The 19,015-nt window shown below is 66.0% G+C and carries 19 protein-coding genes; 11 read left to right on the top strand and 8 right to left on the bottom strand.

Annotated features, from left to right (window positions below):
- Positions 1 to 106: 106 nt before the first annotated feature.
- Together secG and BM171_RS07920 are read right to left on the bottom strand one after the other, a co-directional pair.
- Positions 107 to 493, bottom strand: a complete 387-nt coding sequence (gene secG, locus BM171_RS07925; protein WP_093010364.1) for a preprotein translocase subunit SecG — start codon at positions 491 to 493, stop codon at positions 107 to 109.
- A gap of 70 nt (positions 494 to 563) precedes the next feature.
- Entirely contained in the window at positions 564 to 779 is a 216-nt protein-coding gene (locus tag BM171_RS07920) for a DUF2061 domain-containing protein (RefSeq protein ID WP_093010362.1), read from the bottom strand.
- Between the two features lie 111 nt (positions 780 to 890).
- Between BM171_RS07920 and BM171_RS07915 the strand changes: the two genes are divergently transcribed.
- The 3 genes from BM171_RS07915 (at position 891) to BM171_RS07905 (ending at position 3,363) form a co-directional block, all read left to right on the top strand.
- Positions 891 to 1,751, top strand: a complete 861-nt coding sequence (locus BM171_RS07915; RefSeq protein WP_093010360.1) for a helix-turn-helix domain-containing protein — start codon at positions 891 to 893, stop codon at positions 1,749 to 1,751.
- 82 nt (positions 1,752 to 1,833) lie between these two features.
- Positions 1,834 to 3,129: an adenylosuccinate synthase gene (locus tag BM171_RS07910; protein WP_093010358.1), complete on the top strand. Its 1,296-nt coding sequence runs from the start codon at positions 1,834 to 1,836 to the stop codon at positions 3,127 to 3,129.
- A 9-nt stretch (positions 3,130 to 3,138) separates the two neighbouring features.
- Positions 3,139 to 3,363: a DUF2842 domain-containing protein gene (locus BM171_RS07905; RefSeq protein ID WP_093010356.1), complete on the top strand. Its 225-nt coding sequence runs from the start codon at positions 3,139 to 3,141 to the stop codon at positions 3,361 to 3,363.
- Positions 3,364 to 3,508: 145 nt separating this feature from the next.
- Here the strand turns inward: BM171_RS07905 and BM171_RS07900 are convergent, their stop codons facing one another.
- Positions 3,509 to 5,707 (bottom strand): primosomal protein N', encoded by a 2,199-nt coding sequence (locus BM171_RS07900; protein ID WP_093010354.1) that lies wholly within the window; start codon positions 5,705 to 5,707, stop codon positions 3,509 to 3,511.
- A gap of 78 nt (positions 5,708 to 5,785) precedes the next feature.
- Here BM171_RS07900 and fsa point away from each other — a divergent pair, with 78 nt between their 5' ends.
- On the top strand, positions 5,786 to 6,439 hold the full coding sequence (gene fsa / locus BM171_RS07895; RefSeq protein ID WP_093010353.1) for a fructose-6-phosphate aldolase: 654 nt from the start codon (positions 5,786 to 5,788) through the stop codon (positions 6,437 to 6,439).
- Positions 6,440 to 6,508: 69 nt separating this feature from the next.
- Here fsa and BM171_RS07890 read toward each other — a convergent pair whose 3' ends face one another.
- Positions 6,509 to 9,046 carry a hypothetical protein gene (locus BM171_RS07890; protein WP_093010351.1) on the bottom strand — a complete coding sequence of 846 codons (2,538 nt, stop codon included), beginning with the start codon at positions 9,044 to 9,046 and terminating at the stop codon, positions 6,509 to 6,511.
- Between the two features lie 137 nt (positions 9,047 to 9,183).
- Here BM171_RS07890 and BM171_RS07885 point away from each other — a divergent pair, with 137 nt between their 5' ends.
- Positions 9,184 to 9,861 carry a thiamine diphosphokinase gene (locus BM171_RS07885; RefSeq protein WP_093010349.1) on the top strand — a complete coding sequence of 226 codons (678 nt, stop codon included), beginning with the start codon at positions 9,184 to 9,186 and terminating at the stop codon, positions 9,859 to 9,861.
- On the opposite strand, the gene BM171_RS07880 is transcribed toward BM171_RS07885, so the two are convergent.
- On the bottom strand, positions 9,833 to 10,738 hold the full coding sequence (locus BM171_RS07880) for a DMT family transporter (RefSeq protein WP_093010347.1): 906 nt from the start codon (positions 10,736 to 10,738) through the stop codon (positions 9,833 to 9,835). The genes BM171_RS07885 and BM171_RS07880 overlap by 29 nt on opposite strands.
- 90 nt (positions 10,739 to 10,828) lie before the next feature.
- Here BM171_RS07880 and BM171_RS07875 point away from each other — a divergent pair, with 90 nt between their 5' ends.
- Both BM171_RS07875 and BM171_RS18895 read left to right on the top strand, forming a co-directional pair.
- A complete protein-coding gene (locus BM171_RS07875; RefSeq protein WP_175497518.1) occupies positions 10,829 to 11,407 on the top strand; it encodes an REP-associated tyrosine transposase in 579 nt (192 codons plus the stop codon).
- Positions 11,408 to 11,543: 136 nt separating this feature from the next.
- The gene (locus tag BM171_RS18895) at positions 11,544 to 11,705 is read left to right on the top strand and encodes a hypothetical protein (RefSeq protein ID WP_175497517.1); all 162 of its coding nucleotides are present in this window, start codon (positions 11,544 to 11,546) and stop codon (positions 11,703 to 11,705) included.
- 49 nt (positions 11,706 to 11,754) lie between these two features.
- On the opposite strand, the gene ettA is transcribed toward BM171_RS18895, so the two are convergent.
- Positions 11,755 to 13,410: an energy-dependent translational throttle protein EttA gene (ettA, locus tag BM171_RS07870; protein WP_093010345.1), complete on the bottom strand. Its 1,656-nt coding sequence runs from the start codon at positions 13,408 to 13,410 to the stop codon at positions 11,755 to 11,757.
- A 199-nt stretch (positions 13,411 to 13,609) separates the two neighbouring features.
- Here ettA and BM171_RS07865 point away from each other — a divergent pair, with 199 nt between their 5' ends.
- The 4 genes from BM171_RS07865 to BM171_RS07850 all read left to right on the top strand — a co-directional run bounded on the left by BM171_RS07865 (position 13,610) and on the right by BM171_RS07850 (position 16,941).
- Positions 13,610 to 14,104: an MOSC domain-containing protein gene (locus tag BM171_RS07865; RefSeq protein WP_093010343.1), complete on the top strand. Its 495-nt coding sequence runs from the start codon at positions 13,610 to 13,612 to the stop codon at positions 14,102 to 14,104.
- Positions 14,101 to 14,736, top strand: a complete 636-nt coding sequence (locus tag BM171_RS07860; protein ID WP_093010341.1) for a nicotinate-nucleotide adenylyltransferase — start codon at positions 14,101 to 14,103, stop codon at positions 14,734 to 14,736. Before BM171_RS07865 ends, BM171_RS07860 begins: the two co-directional genes overlap by 4 nt.
- Before the next feature lie 85 nt (positions 14,737 to 14,821).
- Entirely contained in the window at positions 14,822 to 16,324 is a 1,503-nt protein-coding gene (gene dacB, locus BM171_RS07855; protein ID WP_093010338.1) for a D-alanyl-D-alanine carboxypeptidase/D-alanyl-D-alanine endopeptidase, read from the top strand.
- A 53-nt stretch (positions 16,325 to 16,377) separates the two neighbouring features.
- Positions 16,378 to 16,941, top strand: coding sequence for a hemerythrin domain-containing protein (locus tag BM171_RS07850; RefSeq protein ID WP_093010336.1), 564 nt, complete (start codon positions 16,378 to 16,380; stop codon positions 16,939 to 16,941).
- A 6-nt stretch (positions 16,942 to 16,947) separates the two neighbouring features.
- Here the strand turns inward: BM171_RS07850 and BM171_RS07845 are convergent, their stop codons facing one another.
- Together BM171_RS07845 and BM171_RS07840 are read right to left on the bottom strand one after the other, a co-directional pair.
- Positions 16,948 to 18,303: a sensor histidine kinase gene (locus tag BM171_RS07845; protein ID WP_093010334.1), complete on the bottom strand. Its 1,356-nt coding sequence runs from the start codon at positions 18,301 to 18,303 to the stop codon at positions 16,948 to 16,950.
- Positions 18,300 to 18,974, bottom strand: a complete 675-nt coding sequence (locus tag BM171_RS07840) for a winged helix-turn-helix domain-containing protein (RefSeq protein ID WP_093010332.1) — start codon at positions 18,972 to 18,974, stop codon at positions 18,300 to 18,302. The genes BM171_RS07845 and BM171_RS07840 overlap by 4 nt, the downstream gene beginning before the upstream one ends.
- Between the last annotated feature and the right edge of the window lie 41 nt (positions 18,975 to 19,015).

The following is a 19,015-nucleotide window of genomic DNA, read 5'->3' as shown; positions in this document are numbered from 1 at the left end:
TCACGGGATTTAGATCGTATGGGATTCGCACGCGCCTGACAAGCCGACCGCAAGATGCTGTTGCGGTCTTTTGCGTGCCCTCAAGTGATGGTGGCTATTTTGTCGCTTAGTCCGCTTGCGGAACGATGGGTCCGTCGCCATCGCTGCCGCCGCTGCCCGCAGAGGGCGGAGGCAAGAGCCCGTCGGTGTCGAGCCCGTCATCCGCCGGAGCCTCGCCCGAGCTTGCAGGAGCCGGAGAGAGCCGGTCGAGCACCGATCCGGTGGAGCTGTCCCGCGCCGCCAGGATGGTCAGCGTCAGCGAGGTCGCGATGAACGCCACGGCCAGCGCCCAGGTCAGCTTGCCGAGCGCCGTGCCCGCGGACCGCGCCGACATCGCGCCGCCACCGCCGCCCGATCCCATGCCCAGCCCGCCGCCTTCGGAGCGCTGCAAGAGCACCACCGCGATCAGCGAGAGCGCGAGGAGAAGGTGGACGACGAGGATGACGTTCTGCATGTCGGATACGCTTTTGCCTGAGTGCGACGGGGCGGAGATAGGCCATTCGGCCCCCGCCCGCAACCCGCGATCAGGTCTCTCCGGGATGCCGCCGGCCCCAGGAGATCTTATCCCAGATCCGCTCATGCACGACATAGGCGACAAGGGCGACACCGCTCGAGGTGAGCGCGATCGCACCGCCCTGGCTGACCGATCCGGTGAAGAGATAGCCAAGCCCCGTCATCGTGCAGAGCCCGAGCGCCTGCCAGCAGAGCGCCTTCGCCACCGTGCGCCGTGTCGTGTCCATGCTGTCGCCTCCTTCTTCGCGTGATTTGGCACAGGGCTAGCAGCCTCGGCGGCGCGTGGGCTATTCAGTGACTTGTGGACAAAACGCCAAAACTATTCAGAGAAGTAGAGTATGGTTACTAAAGTGGACAAGCGCGCCCGCGCCGAGCTGTTCCGCCAGCGCCTTCGCGAGGCGATGCAGGTCGCCGGCGTGAACCTGTCCGAACTTGCGCGCCAGACCGGCGTCAATCGCTCCACGGTCTCGCAGCTCATGGGCGAAGGCGCGGCGCGTCTGCCCAATGCCCAGCTTGCCGCTGAAGCGGCGCGCACGCTCGGCGTCTCGACGGATTGGCTTCTGGGTCTGACCGACCGGCCAGAACGCCCGGGCGATGTCGTGGCGGCCGCGATGCAGATGACCACGGCCGAGCGCACACCCTCCGACGAGCAGCTCATCGACTGGGCGCGCGAGGCGGCGGGCTACAAGATCCGCCACGTGCCCGCGATGCTCCCGGACATGCTCAAGACCGAAGCGGTGATGCGCTGGGAATACGGGGATTTCCTCGGCAAGACGCCAGACCAGGCCATCTCTGCCATGCGCGACCGGATGGCGCTCGTGCGCGCCGGCGGATCCGACTACGAGATCGCGATGCCGATCTACGAGCTGACCTCGATGGCGCGGGGCGAGGGATATTACCGCAGCCTCCCGCGCGCGGCGCGGGCCGAGCAGGTCGAACAGCTCGCCGCCACCTGCGAAGAGCTTTATCCCTCGCTGAGGCTGTTTCTCTTCGATGCGAGCCGGGTCTTCTCGGCGCCGATCACCATCTTCGGCCCGCTTGTCGGCGTCGTCTACGTAGGCCGCTTCTACATCGCCTTCCGCGAATCCGGGCGCATCCGGTCGCTGACCGAGCATTTCGACTGGCTCGTCCGTGAGGCCGAGATCGATGCGCGCGACGCAGCGGGCTTCCTGCGCGATCTCGCCCGCGACGTGCTCTGACGCCGCTGCCCAAATTCCGGTTTCACTGTCTCGCGCCTGTCGCTATGACGGCATCGTTTGAAAAGCCGGACGAGAGGTCGAGATGGCGAACGTGGTTGTCGTGGGCGCCCAGTGGGGCGACGAGGGCAAGGGCAAGATCGTGGACTGGCTGTCCGAACGCGCCGATGTGATCGCGCGCTTTCAGGGCGGTCACAATGCGGGCCACACGCTTGTCATCGGCGAGACGGTCTACAAGCTGCACGCGCTGCCCTCGGGCGTCGTGCGCGGCGGCAAGCTCAGCGTCATCGGCAATGGCGTGGTGCTCGACCCCTGGCATCTCGTGAAGGAGATCGAGGGCATTCGCGGACAAGGCGTGGAGATCACGCCCGAGACGTTGATGATCGCCGAGAACACGCCGCTGATCCTGCCGCTGCACGGTGAGCTCGACCGCGCCCGCGAGGAAGCGGCCAATCCCGGCGCGAAGATCGGCACCACCGGCCGCGGCATCGGCCCGGCCTACGAGGACAAGGTCGGACGCCGCTCGGTGCGCGTGGCCGATCTCGGCGACCGCGCCACGCTCGAGGCGCGGGTGGATCGCGCGCTCACGCATCATAACGCGCTGCGGCGCGGGCTCGGGATCGATCCGATCGACCGCGAGGCGCTGATCGCCGATCTCGAAGCCATCTCCGAAAAGATCCTGCCCTTCGCCGCGCCCGTCTGGAAGGTGCTGAACGAGAAGCGCAAGGCCGGCAAGCGCATCCTCTTCGAAGGGGCGCAGGGTGCGCTGCTCGACATCGATTTCGGCACCTATCCCTTCGTGACCTCCTCGAACGTGATCGCTGGGCAGGCGGCGACGGGCGTCGGCCTTGGCCCCTCGGCCATCGACTACACGCTCGGCATCGTGAAGGCCTATACGACCCGCGTCGGCGAAGGCCCGTTTCCGACCGAGCTGACCGACGAAGATGGCAAGCGCCTTGGAGAGCGCGGGCACGAGTTCGGCACCACGACCGGCCGCCAGCGCCGCTGCGGCTGGTTCGACGCCTGCCTCGTCAAGCAGACCTGCGCCACGTCGGGCGTGAACGGCATCGCGCTCACAAAGCTCGATGTGCTCGACGGTTTCGAGACGCTCAAGATCTGCACCGGCTACGATCTCGACGGCACCCGCCTCGACTACCTGCCGACGGCGGCCGATCAGCAGGCCCGCTGCACGCCGGTCTACGAGGAGTTGCCGGGCTGGAGCCAGTCGACCGAAGGCGCGCGCAGCTGGGCCGATCTGCCCGCCGAGGCGATCAAGTATGTCCGCCGGGTCGAGGAATTGATCGAATGCCCGGTGGCACTACTCTCCACCTCGCCAGAGCGTGACGACACGATCCTCGTCACCGACCCATTTGCCGATTGAGGAGACCGGATGCCCAGCCACAAGACCAAGAAGCGCCTCGCCCTTCTGATCCTCGTGGTGGGCCTGCCCGTCTACATCGTGGTCGCATCATCGATCATGACCTGGCTCGACCGTCCGCCGATCCTGGTCGAGCTTCTGATCTACGCTGTGCTCGGCGTGCTCTGGGCGCTGCCGTTCCGTTGGGTCTTTCTCGGCGTCGGCCAGCCTGCACCCGAGGATGACGAGCCCCGCTGATCGGCGCGGCCTTCTTTGGCCAAGTGCGGCTCCTGCGCCCACCTCCCGGCGCAGGACCGCTGTAGACTATCTGCCTTCTCTCTTTGGGTTGGTCCAAATACCGCGGGGAGCGCGAGGGGCTGGCCCCTCGCTCCCGCCGTGGCAATCAGAAGAACGATTGCGGGTCGATATCGACGGCCAGCCGCAGATCGCCCTTGAGCCGGAACTGGCCCACCCAATCCGCGACCGCGGCCTGCAGCGCGCTGCCTTTCGGCGCCTTGACCAGAAGCCGCACCCGGTGCCGTCCACGCACCCGCGCTATCGGCGCAGGCGCGGGCCCGTAGACATCCGCCCCGATCCGGCGCAGCGCGCCCGCGTTCCGCGCCAGGGCGTTGCCGAGATCGAACACCTTCTGCACGTCCTCGGAGGACAGGATGATCCCCGCCATGCGCCCGTATGGCGGCACACCCGCCGCCTCTCGCTCCCTTGCTTCGGCGCGCCAGAAGCCTTCTTCGTCACCTGAGAGGATCGCGCGGATCACCGGATGGTCCGGCTGATAGGTCTGCAAGAGCGCGACACCCGGCTTCTCGGCGCGTCCGGCGCGGCCCGCGACCTGCCGCATGAGCTGAAACGTCCGCTCCGCCGCGCGCAAGTCCGAGCCCTGCAGCCCGAGATCCGCGTCGATGACACCCACGAGCGTGAGAAGCGGGAAGTTGTGACCCTTCGCCACGAGCTGCGTGCCGACGATGATATCCGCGCCGCCCTCCGCGATGCTCGCGATCTCGGCCTTGAGTTGCCGCGCGGTGGTGTACATGTCCGACGACAGAACCGCGATCCGCGCCTCGGGAAAGCGGGCGCGCGCTTCCTCTGCCAACCGCTCCACCCCCGGCCCCACAGCGGCGAGCTTGCCTTCCACGTCGCAGGAGGGACAGACCTCCGGTCGGGGTTCCGTCTCGCCGCATTGATGGCAGACCAGGCGCTTGAGGAACCGGTGTTCGACCATGCGCGCATCGCAATGCTTGCAGCCGATCTGGTGCCCGCAGGCCCGGCAGATCGTCACCGGCGCATAGCCGCGGCGATTGAGAAACAACAGCGCCTGCTCGCCATTCTCGATCCGGCGGCGGGCCGCGGCGGCCAGGGGCTCTGAAATCCAGCGATCGGCGGGCAGATCCTCGCCGCGCATGTCGAGGCTCTTCATCTCGGGCAGGGCGGCCGTGCCGAAGCGCGAGGTGAGCGTCAGGCGTCGGTACTTGCCGGCCTCGGCATTCGCCCAGCTCTCGAGCGATGGCGTCGCGGAGGCCAGCACCACCTGCGCGTCCGTGATCGACGCGCGCAGGACGGCCATGTCTCGTGCATTGTAGAGCGCGCCCTCTTCCTGCTTGTAGGAGCTGTCATGCTCCTCGTCGACGACGACCAAACCCAAATCCTGAAACGGAAGGAACAGGGCCGAGCGTGCGCCCACGACAAGCTGTGCGCCGCCCGATCCGACCATGTGCCAGATGCGGCGGCGTTCCGTCTGCGTCACGCCCGAATGCCATTCCGCGGGCTTCGCCCCGAAACGCGCTTCGACCCGCGTCAGGAATTCGGCCGAGAGCGCGATCTCGGGCAATAGCACGAGCGCCTGTCGCCCCTTTGCAAGACAGGCGGCCACGGCTTCGAGATAGACTTCGGTCTTTCCCGAGCCGGTCACGCCCTTCAGAAGTGTCGTGCCGTAACGCCCGGACGCCACGGCATTTCGCAAGACCTCCGCCGCTTCGGCCTGATCCTCGGCGAGCGGTTTCGAGGGCAGCGCCGGATCGAGGCGGGGATAGGGCGTGTCACGCGGACTTTCCTCCTCGGCCACGACCCCCTGTTTGACGAGACCCTTCACCACCGACGACGTCACGCCTGCCATCTGGCTCAGTTCGGAAAGGGTGAGCGCAAGACCGCCCATCTCGTCGAGCGCGGCCATCACGCGCGCGCGCGCCCCGGTCTCGCGGTCCGGCCGCCCGGTGCCGCGCCGGTAGACCTTGCGCTTCGACGGTGGCTGGCCGAGCGCGGGCGCGCGGGTCGCAAGCCGCAACATGGCGGGCAGCGGCGTCAGCGTGTAGGCGCCTGCTTTCTCGAGAAACGCGCGCATCTCGTCGCGCATGGGCGGCACGTCGAGCACCGCCGAGACCCGCCTCAGCTTTGACGCATCGAACCCGCCCAGTCCCGGCCCCCAGACGACGCCCATGACCTTGCGCGGCCCGAGCGGAGCCTCGACAAACGCGCCGATCATCACCCCGCCTTCGGGCGCGAGATAATCGAGCGGCCCGTCCAGCGGCTGTGTCGTCAGCACGGCGACCCGTGCGCCTTCAGGGAAATGGGAAGGGGTGTCGTTCATAATTCCGGCTTTTGCCTCTCCCCTGCGTGAGGTAAAGGCTCTGGGCGAAAACGCCAAGCATCCCAAGGAGGCTGCCCCATGAAATTCTTTGTCGACACCGCCGATATCGACGCCATCCGCGAGCTCAACGAGCTTGGCATGGTCGATGGCGTGACCACGAATCCCTCGCTGATCCTGAAGTCGGGCCGCGACATTCTCGAGGTCACGAAGGAGATCTGCGACATCGTTACGGGACCGGTTTCCGCCGAGGTGATCGCGCTCGAGGCCGAGGACATGATCAGCGAGGGCCGACGCCTGGCAGAGATCGCCGACAATATCGTCGTGAAGGTTCCGCTGACCTGGGACGGCCTCAAGGCGTGCAAGACGCTCACCGACGAAGGACGGATGGTCAACGTGACGCTTTGCTTCTCGGCGAACCAGGCGCTGCTGGCGGCCAAGGCGGGCGCAACCTTCATCTCGCCCTTCATCGGCCGGCTCGACGACCTCAACCTCGACGGCTTGCAGCTGATCTCGGATATCCGCGAGATCTACGATAATTACGGTTACGAGACGCAGGTGCTCGCGGCGTCGATCCGCACGGCCAACCACATGTCCGATTGCGCCAAGCTTGGCGCAGACGTCGCCACCGCACCGCCGGGCGTCATCAAGGCGATGGTGAACCACGTGCTGACCGATAAGGGGCTCGACGCTTTCGTTGCGGATGCCAAGAAGGCCGGTATCAAGATCGTCTGAGCCTCTGCTCTTGCCGAAACGCAAAGCGGCGGCCCCGAAAGGCCGCCGCTTTTTGCATTTCCGGGATAATCAGCTCGCTGCGCGGGCGTCCGGTTTAAACCCGATCTGCTGCGAGGCTGCAAAGCGCCCACCTTCAAGCTTTGCAATTTTGCCTTCACGAAGAAGCTGGCCGAAGCTACGCAGGCGGTCTTCACGGCTACTTTCGGCCTCTTCAGCTTCCCGGACCTTCGTCATCAGTTGCGGACGCGAGAAGTCGCGCCGGTTCTCGACAAAGGCAAGGTAAGCCGCGGCGGCTTCGAGCAGATCGCCGAGTTGGTATGCACCGACAGATTCCGCGTATTCCGCAAAGCTCATGTCAGTTTCCACGTTATCGCTTTGCGTCGATGCGGCATTTTGCGCGACCCTGCGCGGCCGGATCGGGCGCGACGCGGCGCCGGTTTCGTCCACGCGCTGCTCAGCTACCAGTTTCAGCGGCGCCGGACGCGACGGGGCAGGGCGCGCCGAAGGCCGCTCTGTCACGCGGACCGGTTCAGGCCGGCGGGGCCGCACGACGTTCTTGAGGTCTTCGCGGTAGGGCTCGCTTTCCGTGGTCTCGTCGCGGCCGCGGCCAAGAAGCTTGTCAGCCCGCGTCGCGGCAACTGCGGCGCGGAGATGCTGGATCGCGGTGCGGCGGCCCTTGGAATCGGGCTCCTCCATCTCGCGATTGGTCTCGTCCAGCAGCCGGTCGACGCCGGTGCCGGTATCCTCGACCTTGCCCTCGGTCAGCATGGCACGCGCGGGCGAGGCCATCTTGACTGCGCGGCGCGCGCCTTCGCTGGCGCGGGCGAAGCGCTCGGCGTCTTCCTCGTTGAGCTCATCCAGCGCTTCGTCGCGGGGCTCGTCATCCATCGCCCGTGCGGTCAGATCGAGGTCCGTCGCCGGATCGTCGGAGAACGCAGCGTCGAGTTCGGCGGCAAGATCATCCTCGTCATCCTCGCCTTGCGCCGGAGCTTTCGCCGCATGTGCGGAGGTCAGCTGGAACGGCGTGCCGGTCTCGGACTTGGGCTGCGCCTCGGCCTCGGGGGCTTCGTCGTCATCCTCGTCGAAGAGCGTGTCGAGATCGTCGTCCTCCTCGAAATCGTCCAGATCACTGAGCTCGTCCTCGGTCTCGTCGTCGAGCTCCGGCGCATCCTGGAACGCGAGATCGTCCTCGTCGTCCTCGTCAGCCTCATCACCCTCTTCGGCCTCGAGTGCGGCGAGCTCGCGAAGAAGGTCAGCCTCGTCGTCTTCGGACAGGGTGCTGTCCGACGTCCGTGCGGCAGCGGAGGGCGCGATGCCTTCGTTCTCGTCGTCGTCGTCCTCGACCGCTTCGAATTCACCCTCGGAGAGCGCGCGTTCGAAATCGGCGCGCTTGACCTTCATGATCCGCAGCGAGCGAGTGGGGGCGTCGTCCTCTTCCGGCGCGTCGTCCTGATCCTCGCTCTCCGTATCCGCCTCGGCGCTGGGCGGCGCGGCCGGGGTTTCCGCGATATCGTCGGTCTCGACAGGCGCCTCGGCAAAGGTTTCGCTCTCCTCGTCAAGATCCGTGCCGTCCGCCTGACCGGACACAAGGCCGGCGATCGTGTCGCCGAGACGGCTGTCGTGTTCGTCCAGGTCTTCGAGGTCTTCGGTTTCGGCGGGCTCATCTGCAGAGCTCGCCTCTTCCGACAGCGCTGCGGCGAGCCGCGCCGGGTCGAAGGTATCTTCTTCCTCGGCGATATCCTCTTCGTCCGCGGTGCTCTCGGCTTCCGCATCGGCCTGCATCTCGTCTTCTGCTGGGGCCGCCTCGGGCGAATCCTCGACGAAGGGCACGCGGCCGCCCATCATTTCCTCGGCATGCTCATCCTCGGAGAAGGCCTGCGCGACGGGCGCCGCAGCCGCAGTCGCAGCCGCGGGAGCTGCGTTCGAAGCGACGACGGCACGAATGCGGGCGAGCTTGGCCGCAACGCTTTGTTCGGGCGTGGCGGAGAAGGGCGAAGGGGCGACCTCCGTGGCGCTCGGACGCGGCGCCTCGACCTCTGCATCGGGCTCGCGGCGTGGGGCGAGCGGCTGCGGGGTGTCTTCCTCGACGGCGATGTCCGTGTCGGCAGCGTCGTCCATGTCGGATGCGCCGCTTTCGGCGTCGACCTCGGGCAACGCCGGGGCCTCTGCGATGGGGGCGTCTGAGAGATCGGCCGCGGCGTCGCTCGCGGCTTCATCCGCCACGCGCGCATCGACGGCGGCGGCAAGCGCGTCTTCTTCCGGAGCAGCTTGCGTGTCATCGGGCTGGGCATCGGCCGCTGGGGCCGGGGCCTCTCTGGCCTCGGTCGTCTCCGCCTCGGCTGGCTCTGCCGGGCCGGTTCGCAGAACGACCCCGCCATCATGTCCGAGCCGTGCCTCGACGCGCCGCGCGATCTCGCGCTCGGCGATCCGGGCGAGCATGTCGGCATCCGGGGTCGGGGGCTCGGCCCCGAAATAGCGGTCATCCTGCGCCAGGTCGCGGAAATATTCCGCGATGGCCTTCATCGTGTCGAAGGAATCGTCGAAACCTTCGAGCGTGCAGGAAAACGTCCCGTAGGAGACCGTAAGAATTTTGCTCGAACTGACCATTGCTGCTCACTTTCAGTCTATTCGCAACAGACTGTTTAGCAGGTCGACAAGGACCAAAGCTGACCGAATCTGCGTCGACCACCGTATCATTTCATGTCCTCAATGTGGTTTAAGCCTCAAATTGAGGAAAATTTGCCATGTTTGATGTGATTGTTCGCTCTGAGGAACCAATACTGCTGGTCGGTGGCGGAGACGTGGACAATGACTCGCTGCGCGCCGCGTTGTCGAGATTCAGGTGCATCGTCGCCGCTGATAGCGGGGCGGATTCGGTGCTGAAGGCGGGCGGGAAGCCGGACGCGGTCATCGGCGACATGGATTCCATCTCGAGGGCTACGCGGGAGGCACTGGATCCGCACGTGCTGCACGAGATCATGGAGCAGGACAGCACCGATTTCGACAAATGCCTTCGCAGCATCGATGCGCCGCTCGTCGTCGCGATGGGGTTTCTTGGTCAACGCGTGGATCACGAGCTGGCGGCTTTCACCGTTCTGGCGCGGCGGTCGGACCGACCGTGCATCCTGATCGGCCGCGAAGACGTGGTCGCTCTGTGCCCGCCTGTCCTGAATCTGGAAATGCCGCGCGGAACGCGCGTATCACTCTGGCCGCTGGCGAATGTGACAGGGCGGTCAACCGGGCTTCACTGGCCGATCGATGGGATCACCTTTGCGCCGGACGCGGTCGCGGGCACCTCGAACCATGTCGACGGCCCGCTCGAGATCGCGATGGATGCGCCGTCGATGCTGCTGATCCTGCCGGTGGATTTCTCGGATGCCCTGTCCCGCGCGATCATGGCGGGGCCGCGCTGGGTGTCGTGAGCGCTCTTGCGACCTTGTGTTCGCGCCAGATGACGTAGAGCCCCGCGGCGCAGATGAGCCCGATACCGAGCGCCGCTTGCGGGCCGGGCAGATCGCCGAAAATGAGGAAGCCGAAGGCGGTCGCGACCGGGATCTCGATATATTGCATCGGTGCGAGCGTCGCCGAGGGCGCAAAGCGCAGCGACCAGGTCATCAGAAGGTGGGCGAATGTGCCAAGAACCCCCATCGCCGTCAGGAGCGCGATGGCGGACGCATCGACGCGCGGCCATTCGCCGGCCCAGAGTGCGACGGGGATCAGGCAGACGAGCGCCATCCACCCGTTCATCGCCTGCAAGCGGATCGCGCCGATCTCGCGCGCGATCATGCGGGTGACCAGCATGAACGAGGCGAAGAAAACCGCGACGCCGAGCGGCAGCAGCGCGGGCGGTCCGACTTCGGCAAAAGCCGGTTGCAAGACGAGAAGCGTGCCCGCGAAGCCGACCGCGCAGGCAGCCAGCCGCCGCGGCCCGACCTCCTCTCCGAGAAAGAGCCAGCCCATCAGCAGCATCAGGAACGGCATGACGAAGGCGATCGCGATCGCATCGGCGAGAGGGAGATAGACGAGCGCGGTGAACATGCAGCTGATCCCGCCGATATGGAGGAGCGTCCGCAGCGCGGCGAAACGCCAGACACGCGAGCTGATGCCTTTCCGATCTTTCCATGCGAGCGGGGTGAGAATGATCGCCTGAAACGCAAAACGCACGAGAAGCAGCACCGCCAGCGGCACGATCGGACTCAGGATCTTTGCAAGGCTGTCGCCGAGCGGGGCAAGTACACAGAAACCCGACATCAACGCGATGCCGAGCACGGGGCGGTCCTGATGGGCTATCTCGGTCATCCGGAGAAGGTGAGCCGCTTTGGCCGGGAAGTCGAGGGGCCTTCATCTCCGGTTAACGAGCCGTGCGCTATAACTCGGGGCATGGAGCCGATGCCGAAACATCTCGATGGTCCGACTGTCTTTTTCACCGTGTCGCTGGCGCGGCCCGGAACGCGGCTGCTGATCGACGAGATCGCTCTGCTGCGCGAGGCGGTGCGGCGGGTCAGGACGCGCCGGTTCTTCCATATCGATGCCTGGACGGTCTTGCCCGACCACATGCACACGATCTGGACCCTGCCCGCTGCGGATCCCAACTATTCGGAGCGGTGGGGCGCCATCAAGGCATGCTTTTCCCAACATCTGGGCCTTGCCGGCCGCGCGCCCGAGCCGCCTCCCGGACGGCTTTCACCAAAAGCGCGGCAGCGTGGCGAAGTCGGGATCTGGCAGAAACGGTTCTCCGAAACGGTACTGAAAGATCGAGCTTCCTATGACCGGCATCTTGCCTTTTGCTGGATCGATCCGATCCGGCACGGTCTGGTCGAGCGGGCCGAGGCCTGGCCGCATAGCTCGCTGCACCGCGATCTGCGCCTCGATGCGGGCCGCGTCGCATCGACCCTGAAAGCGCATATCTGCAGCTCGCGAAACCCCGGTCAGATGGCGCTGCCGCTCCTGTCGGAAGTGGCCGCATAACTGTGTGACTGCCGTCCGATAGGCCGAAGGCCGCCTAAGGCTCGCAAGGGCGCCGCAAAGAACGGAACCACGAGCGGGGCGTATCGCGTTTTCCAATCAGACGGGCCCACCGCCCAAACCGAAAGGAAGGCCGATCATGTCTATCATGAATGTCGTGAAAAAAGCCGCGCGCACCTTTGCGCGTCACAAGACGAAAACCACGCCGCATCGCGCCACCGCGCGCCCGGTGCACCGGAAAACCAGCCCCGAGGCACAGGTTGCCAAGAAGGCGGTCAGTTACGCGAAGAAGAAATTCTGAGATTTGATCGGGCGCGGAAAATCTCCGCGCCCGGCCTTTTTTGCGGCGCTCAGCGCGCGAACTTCTTGTGCTTGATCCGCTTTGGCTCCGCAGCATCGGGGCCGAGGCGACGCTTCTTGTCCTCCTCGTAGTCCTCGAAGTTCCCCTCGAACCATTCCACGTGCGCATCGCCCTCGAATGCGAGGATATGCGTGCAGATCCTGTCGAGGAAAAAGCGGTCGTGGCTGATAACCACGGCGCAGCCAGCGAAATCGGTCAGCGCATCCTCGAGCGCGCGCAGCGTCTCGACATCGAGGTCGTTGGTCGGCTCGTCGAGGAGCAGGACATTCCCGCCCGACTTCAGGAGCCGCGCCATGTGAACGCGGTTGCGCTCCCCGCCCGACAGCTGGCCCACGACCTTCTGCTGATCGCCGCCCTTGAAGTTGAACGCGCCGCAATACTTGCGTGAGTTCACCTCCGCGTCGCCGAGCTTGATGACTTCCGCGCCGCCGGAAATCGCCTCCCAGACCGTATCGGTCGGTGTCAGGTCGTCACGCGTCTGATCGACATAGGACAGATCGACCGTATCGCCGAATTCGATCGAGCCCTCGTCGGGCGCTTCCTGTCCGGTCAGCATCTTGAACAGCGTCGATTTACCGGCGCCGTTCGGGCCGATGACGCCCACGATACCGCCCGGCGGCAGCGAGAAGGTGAGGTTCTCGATCAGGAGCTTGTCGCCCATCGCCTTCTTGAGCTTCTCGACCTCGATCACCTTGGAGCCGAGCCGCTGCCCGTTCGGGATGACGATCTGCGCCTTGCCGACGCGCTCGCGCTCGGACTGGCTGGCCATCTTCTCATAGGCCTGGATCCGTGCCTTCGACTTGGCTTGCCGCGCCTTCTGGCCTTGCCGCATCCATTCAAGCTCGCGCGACAGCGTGCGCTGCTTGGCCTTGTCCTCGCGCGCTTCCTGTTCGAGCCGCTTGGCCTTCTGCTCGACCCAGGCCGAGTAATTGCCTTCGTAAGGGATGCCCCGCCCGCGATCGAGCTCGAGAATCCAGCCGGTGATATCGTCGAGGAAGTAGCGGTCGTGGGTGACGATCAGGATCGTGCCCTTGTAATCGATCAGATGCTGCTGAAGCCACGCGATCGTCTCGGCGTCGAGGTGGTTGGTCGGCTCGTCGAGCAGAAGCATGTCGGGCGCTTCCAGCAGCAGTTTGCAAAGCGCGACACGGCGCTTCTCACCGCCCGAAAGCGCGGTCACGTCAGCATCGTCCGCCGGGCAGCGGAGCGCTTCCATCGCGATGTCGATCTGGTTGTCGAGCTCCCAAAGATTCTCGCCGTCGATCTCATCCTGAAGCTGCGCCATCTCGTCGGCGGTCTCGTCCGAGTAATTCATCGCCAGCTCGTTGAACCGGTCGAGCTTGGCTTTCTTGGCCGCGACGCCCAGCATGACGTTGCCGCGCACGTCGAGCGCGGGGTCCAGCTCGGGCTCCTGCGGCAGATAGCCGACGCGCGCGCCTTCGGCGGCCCAGGCCTCGCCCTGGAAGTCCTTGTCGAGACCCGCCATGATTTTCAGAAGTGTCGACTTGCCGGCGCCGTTGACGCCGACCACACCGATCTTCACGCCGGGCAGGAAGTTCAGCTTGATGTTCTCGAAACAGGTCTTGCCGCCCGGATAGGTCTTGGAGACCCCGTCCATGTGGTAGACAAATTGGTAGGATGCCATGGAGCTTCAGCCCTTTGGAATATGATGAAGGATTGCCGGCCTCTTTAGGCGATTTGCGTCCGCTCTGGAAGGGCAGGGCGGGTACGATCTTTGCGAAGGCCGCTTGGGCAAAGTTCAAGCGGCAGGTTGACTCCGGCGCACGCAAATCCGCGTGCCGGATTTGCCCCCGAAAACTCCGGGAGTTTTCGGCGTGAGGGAGATGATCGCGCGCAACGCGCAGGCCGGCCGGATCGATTGGATCGGGGTTCGGGGCGCCCGGCGGGAGCCACTGGTCGCGCACCCCGAGGCGCAGATCCTTCATGCCGGGCTCGAAGGCGATCATGCCCGGCCCGGCAAACGGGCGGTCACGCTGATCCAGGCCGAGCATCTGCCGGCCATCGCCGCCTATCTCGGGCGGTCAGAGGTCCGCGCTGACGAGCTTCGGCGCAATATCCTCGTCTCCGGTCTCAACCTCGCCGCGCTCAAGGGCCGCGCGCTGCAAATCGGGGACGCATGCCTGCGTATCACCACGATCTGCGCGCCGTGCTCGCGGATGGAGGAAACCTTCGGTCCCGGCGGCTATTCGGCCGTGCGCGGTCACGGTGGCTGGTGCGCCGAGGTGCTGGAGCCCGGACGCATCGTCCTCGGTGACGCGGTCCTGCCGCTTGCGGAGGATTGCCTTCCGCCGAACTTGCGTGTTTCACCCCATCCATGAACCTCACGGCGCAAGATACCGGATTGTCGCTGCCTCCGGGCAGGTCGGTCGGCCTTCTGGGCGGCTCGTTCGATCCGCCCCATGCGGGGCACCTCGGAATCAGCCGGGAGGCTCTGCGCCGCTTCGGCCTCGACCGCGTCGTCTGGCTCGTCTCGCCAGGCAACCCCTTGAAACACCACGGCCCCGCGCCGCTCGAGACGCGGATGGAGGCGGCGCGCGCGCTTGTCGATCATCCCCGGATCACCGTCTCGGACGCGGAGGCGCAGCTGGGTTCGGCCTTCACCGCCGAGACGATTGCCTCGCTGCAGGCGCTGTTTCCCCGCGTTCGGTTCGTCTGGCTCATGGGCGCGGACAATCTGCGGCAGTTCCACCTCTGGCAAAACTGGCACGACATTCTCGGCCGTGTTCCGGTGGGCGTGCTGGCCCGCCCCGGCGACCGCATCTCGGCGCGGCGCTCCGTGACGGCACGTATTTATGCCGATGCACGCCTGCCGTCGCGGGAAAGCCGCCGCCTTTCGCAGATGACGACGCCTGCCTGGTGCTTCGTGAACGTGCCCATGACGGATCTCTCCTCGAGCGAGATCCGGGCGCGCGGCGCGTGGCAGGCGGCAAAAGATGCGCGCGGGACATGACAATCTCGACAGGATCGTCGCGGAACACGGAAAAGTCGGCTGAGCCTGCTTGTCTCGCGCCGTCCGCCTCTGTTTAGTCCCGCGCATGATTTCGCAGCTAACACGACGCCAGCTTCTGACCGGGGCCAGCGCGGCCCTTCTTGCCGGACCGGCTTGGGCCGAAGCGCCCGAGGCATCGCTCCGCCCGGTCGCGCGTGGTGAGGACCTTCGCAAGCGGACCGTGCCCGATCTGGCGAGCATCATCGCCGATGCGGGGCTCGACGGTCCGAGCTCGGTCGCGCTGGCCGAGGTGCAATCGGGCGAGATACTCGAAGAACACGCGGGAACGCTCGGTCTGCCGCCCGCCAGCGTCGCGAAGGCGATCACGGCCGCCTATGCGCTCGATTCACTCGGTGCAGAGTACCGCTTCGAGACCCGCATCCTGACCACGACGCCGCCCGGAGAGGACGGCATCATCCGTGGCGACATCATCCTGGCCGGTGGTGGCGATCCGACACTCGACACAGACGGGCTCGCCCGGCTTGCCGAGGGGCTGAAGGATGCGGGCGTGATCGAGGTGCAGGGCAGGTTCCTCGTCTGGGGCGGGGCATCGCCGAGGATCGACGAGATCGACATCGAGCAGCCCGATCACGTGGGCTACAACCCGTCGATTTCCGGGCTGAACCTCAATTATAATCGCGTGCATTTCGAATGGACGCGCGCCGGCTCGGATTACGCGGTTTCGATGGATGGCCGCTCGGCCCGGTTCCGGCCGGAAGTCGCGATGGCGCGCATGGTTGTCGTCGCGCGGCGTTCTCCGATCTACACCTACCGCGAGGGCGACGAGCGAGACGAATGGACCGTCGCGAAATCGGCGCTCGGAAATGGTGGGGCGCGGTGGCTGCCGGTGCGGCAGCCCGAACTCTACGCGGGCGAGGTCTTCCAGACGCTCGCCGGCGCGCAGGGCATCCGTCTCAAGGCGCCCGAGCGGATCGAGACGCTGCCCGAGACGGCAGAAGACATTGCGCGGATCGAAAGCGGCCCGCTTCTCGAGATCCTGCAGGACATGCTGCTCTATTCGACCAACCTCACCGCAGAAGTCGTCGGGCTGGCGGCCACGGCAGCGCGTTCGGGACAGCCCGAGAGCCTTGTCGCCTCAGCGGAGGCCATGAACGCCTGGACGAAAGAGAGTTTCGGTCTCGATACCGTCGCGTTCGTCGATCATTCGGGCCTGGGCGATGCAAGCCGCATCTCGGCGGTCTCGATGGTCGGCGCGCTCGTCGGCCTACGCGCGCAGCTCCCGCTCCGGGATATCCTGAAATCCATCCCGCTGGTCGACGACAGCCGCGCGGCGATCCCCAATTCCGGCGTCGAGATCCGCGCCAAGACGGGGACGCTGAACTTTGTCTCGGGCCTCGCAGGCTATGAGACGCTCGAGGACGGCACCGAGCTGGCCTTCGCGATCTTCTCGGGCGATCTTGGCCGGCGCGACGCGCTTTCGATGGAAGAACGCGAGCGCCCCGAAGGCGGGCGCACCTGGAACGGAAAGGCGAAACGGATGCAGCAGGCGCTTCTGCGGCGGTGGCGCATCGTCTACGCCGAAAGCTGACTGGCCGGGCAAAGCAGCCGGACTAGCTCGGCTCTGCGAAGGAAAGACATCTCATGACCAAGACCATCGAGGAGGAGCTGCGGCTCGCGAACCGGACCCGGTTGCCGGACGCGCTGCGCGTGCTTCTGGAAGAATTTCCCCGCACGGGATGGGATTCGCATCCGAATTTCAAAGGGCTCGTGGAGTTCTGGCTCGGGCGGCACGGCATGTTCCGCGAGATTGTCGCGGCGCTCAAATCCGATGCCGAGGCCGAAATGGATGGCAAGATCGAACCCCGCGCGCGCGACATGCGCCTGTCGCGCTACGGCGGCGCGCTGGTGAACGAATTGCACGGTCACCACCAGATCGAGGACCACCACTATTTCCCTACCCTGATGGGGCTCGACGCGCGGATCTCGAAAGGGTTCGATCTGCTCGAGGCGGATCACGACGATATGGACGGCTTGCTCGACCGGTTCACCAAGGCTGCGAACGGCGTCCTTCGCGGTGACATGGAGACGGGACGCTTCCGAGAGGAACTCCTGTCTTTCGAGGCGCTTCTGGACCGGCACCTCAATGACGAGGAAGAACTGATCGTGCCTGTCATCCTGAAGCACGGGCCCGGCGGCCTTCACTGAGCCCCGTCAGGCTTTCGCAAATCGCAAGCTCGCTTTCAGGCCCGGCGCATTGTCAGACAGCTCAAGCGTCGCGCCGTGGCTCTGGGCGATGGCCGCGACGAGGGCGAGCCCGAGGCCGTTGCCAGGTGTCGTCCGGCTCCGTTCCAGCCTGTAGAGGCGACGGGTGACCAGCGCGCGCTCGTCTTCGGGGATACCGACGCCGCGATCCGCGACGCTCAGGACCAGCGCAGCCTGATCTCTGGCCACCGCGACCGTAATGTCCGAGCCGTCCCCGTGGCGCAGCGCATTCTCGATGAGGTTCGCGACCGCCTGGCCGAGCAGCGCGCGGTTGCCCTCTATCTCCACCGGCCCGTCGGACAGGTTCGTTGATAACCGGATCCCGGCTTCCTCCGCAGCCGGCTCGTAGAGTTCCGCCATTTCTGCGGCGATTCCCGAGAGATCGACGCGCGTCATGTCCCCGATCTTGCCGCCGCCTTCGAGCTGCGCGATCTCGAGCAGCGACTGGAACACGCGCACGGCGCGGTCGGCTTCCTCGCGGGCGCGATCGGCAAGCGGCGCGCGTGGATCGCCTTCGCCGGTTTTGCTCTGCAACTCGTCGAGCAGCACCGCGATCCGCTGGAGCGGCGTACGAAGATCATGCGCGATATCTGAGGTGACCTGCCGGAGCGCTTCGGTCGCGGCCTCTTGCCGCGCAGCCATGTGGTTCACGCCCTTGCCGATCCGCGTGAGGTCGTCATCGCCCGCCCGTCCGGGATCGTACCTCGCCGAGAGATCGCCCGCCGCGATCCGGCGCAGCGTCGCCTCGATCCGGGCCACGCGGCGGGCAGATCGCCGTGCAATCAGGGTGCCGAGGCCCAGGGACAGGATTACGGTCGGCAAAAGCGAGAACGCGAGGAGGGCGAGGAACGTGCCACGCAGATCCTCGAGACGCTGCATGCTCTGCGCCACGACGAGGATACCGGAAGAGAGCCGCCGCACCTCCTTCATGTAGCCCGCATCGGAGAGCCGCTCGCCCTCGCGGGCGCGCAGGATGACCTGGCCGTCCGACATCCGCGCATTGGCATTGCCCGCACGGCGGCCATCGTCGCCGACGAACAGATAGACCCGTTCCTTGGGGTCTGCGGCGCGGGCGCGGGCCTCGACCAGCGTTCTGAGCGCGCCGGGCGTCGCCGAGATGTCCAGCCCGGCCATCTCGGCGGACAGGTCCGCGCGGATCGAGGCTTCGGCCTGGGCTTTCAGCGTCAGATACGCCCCGCCCAGCGTCACGAGGTTCACGGCCGCGAACAGGAGGACGAGCAGCAGCGCGATCCGCACCGGGGTGGAGCGGACCAGCTTGGGCAATGTGAGGCGGGTCACGGTCATTCCGTGATCTTGTAGCCCGCCCCGCGCACGGTGACGATCAGATCGCGCTCGAACGGCCGGTCGACCTTGGCCCTAAGGCGCGAGACATGGGTTTCGACGACGTTGGTTTGAGGGTCGAAATGAATGTCCCAGACCGCCTCGAGCAGCATCGTGCGAGTCTGAACCCGGCCCTTGCGGCGCAGAAGATGTTCGAGAAGCGCGAATTCGCGGGGCAGAAGATCGATTGCCTCGCCGCCGCGCGTGACCTTGCGGCGCACGAGATCCATTTCGAGATCGCCTGCCCGCAGAACAGTCTCCGCCGCGTCCGCCATCGGCAGCCGCCGCCCGAGCGCCGCGATCCGCGCGGACAGCTCGCCGAAGGCGAAAGGTTTGACGAGGTAATCGTCGCCGCCTTCCGACAAGCCCTGGATGCGGTCGTCGATCCCGCCCATCGCGGTCAGGAAGATCGCGGGTGTCGAGACCTTCGCGGTCCGCAAGGCTTTCACGAGCGACAACCCGTCGAGATCGGGCAACATGCGGTCGACGACCAGCATGTCGTAAGGAACACTCATTGCCTGAGACAACGCCTCCCGGCCGGAGGCGAGCCGATCGACGGAATGCCCCTCTTCGGTCAACCCGCGGGTGATGAATTCCGCAGTCGTCGTATCGTCTTCCACAACCAGAATTTTCATGCGCGTCGCCTCGCGTCGAAACCTTTCGAACGATGGCGTTA

The sequence above is a fragment of the Roseivivax halotolerans genome (assembly GCF_900115815.1).
GTDB lineage: Bacteria > Pseudomonadota > Alphaproteobacteria > Rhodobacterales > Rhodobacteraceae > Roseivivax > Roseivivax halotolerans.
The sequence above is the reverse complement of the archived record's forward strand: the minus strand, read 5'-3'. Positions and strand labels throughout refer to the sequence as shown.

Coding starts and splice junctions, on each gene's coding strand:
- BM171_RS07915 (WP_093010360.1), top strand. CDS start 891: ATGGTTACTAAAGTGGACAAGCGCGCCCGCGCCGAGCTGTTCCGCCAG.
- BM171_RS07860 (WP_093010341.1), top strand. CDS start 14,101: ATGAACCTCACGGCGCAAGATACCGGATTGTCGCTGCCTCCGGGCAGG.
- BM171_RS07865 (WP_093010343.1), top strand. CDS start 13,610: ATGATCGCGCGCAACGCGCAGGCCGGCCGGATCGATTGGATCGGGGTT.
- dacB (WP_093010338.1), top strand. CDS start 14,822: ATGATTTCGCAGCTAACACGACGCCAGCTTCTGACCGGGGCCAGCGCG.
- BM171_RS07875 (WP_175497518.1), top strand. CDS start 10,829: ATGCCGAAACATCTCGATGGTCCGACTGTCTTTTTCACCGTGTCGCTG.
- BM171_RS07900 (WP_093010354.1), bottom strand. CDS start 5,707: ATGAACGACACCCCTTCCCATTTCCCTGAAGGCGCACGGGTCGCCGTG.
- BM171_RS07905 (WP_093010356.1), top strand. CDS start 3,139: ATGCCCAGCCACAAGACCAAGAAGCGCCTCGCCCTTCTGATCCTCGTG.
- BM171_RS07850 (WP_093010336.1), top strand. CDS start 16,378: ATGACCAAGACCATCGAGGAGGAGCTGCGGCTCGCGAACCGGACCCGG.
- secG (WP_093010364.1), bottom strand. CDS start 493: ATGCAGAACGTCATCCTCGTCGTCCACCTTCTCCTCGCGCTCTCGCTG.
- BM171_RS07845 (WP_093010334.1), bottom strand. CDS start 18,303: ATGACCGTGACCCGCCTCACATTGCCCAAGCTGGTCCGCTCCACCCCG.
- fsa (WP_093010353.1), top strand. CDS start 5,786: ATGAAATTCTTTGTCGACACCGCCGATATCGACGCCATCCGCGAGCTC.
- ettA (WP_093010345.1), bottom strand. CDS start 13,410: ATGGCATCCTACCAATTTGTCTACCACATGGACGGGGTCTCCAAGACC.
- BM171_RS07890 (WP_093010351.1), bottom strand. CDS start 9,046: ATGGTCAGTTCGAGCAAAATTCTTACGGTCTCCTACGGGACGTTTTCC.
- BM171_RS07910 (WP_093010358.1), top strand. CDS start 1,834: ATGGCGAACGTGGTTGTCGTGGGCGCCCAGTGGGGCGACGAGGGCAAG.
- BM171_RS07840 (WP_093010332.1), bottom strand. CDS start 18,974: ATGAAAATTCTGGTTGTGGAAGACGATACGACGACTGCGGAATTCATC.
- BM171_RS18895 (WP_175497517.1), top strand. CDS start 11,544: ATGTCTATCATGAATGTCGTGAAAAAAGCCGCGCGCACCTTTGCGCGT.
- BM171_RS07880 (WP_093010347.1), bottom strand. CDS start 10,738: ATGACCGAGATAGCCCATCAGGACCGCCCCGTGCTCGGCATCGCGTTG.
- BM171_RS07885 (WP_093010349.1), top strand. CDS start 9,184: ATGTTTGATGTGATTGTTCGCTCTGAGGAACCAATACTGCTGGTCGGT.
- BM171_RS07920 (WP_093010362.1), bottom strand. CDS start 779: ATGGACACGACACGGCGCACGGTGGCGAAGGCGCTCTGCTGGCAGGCG.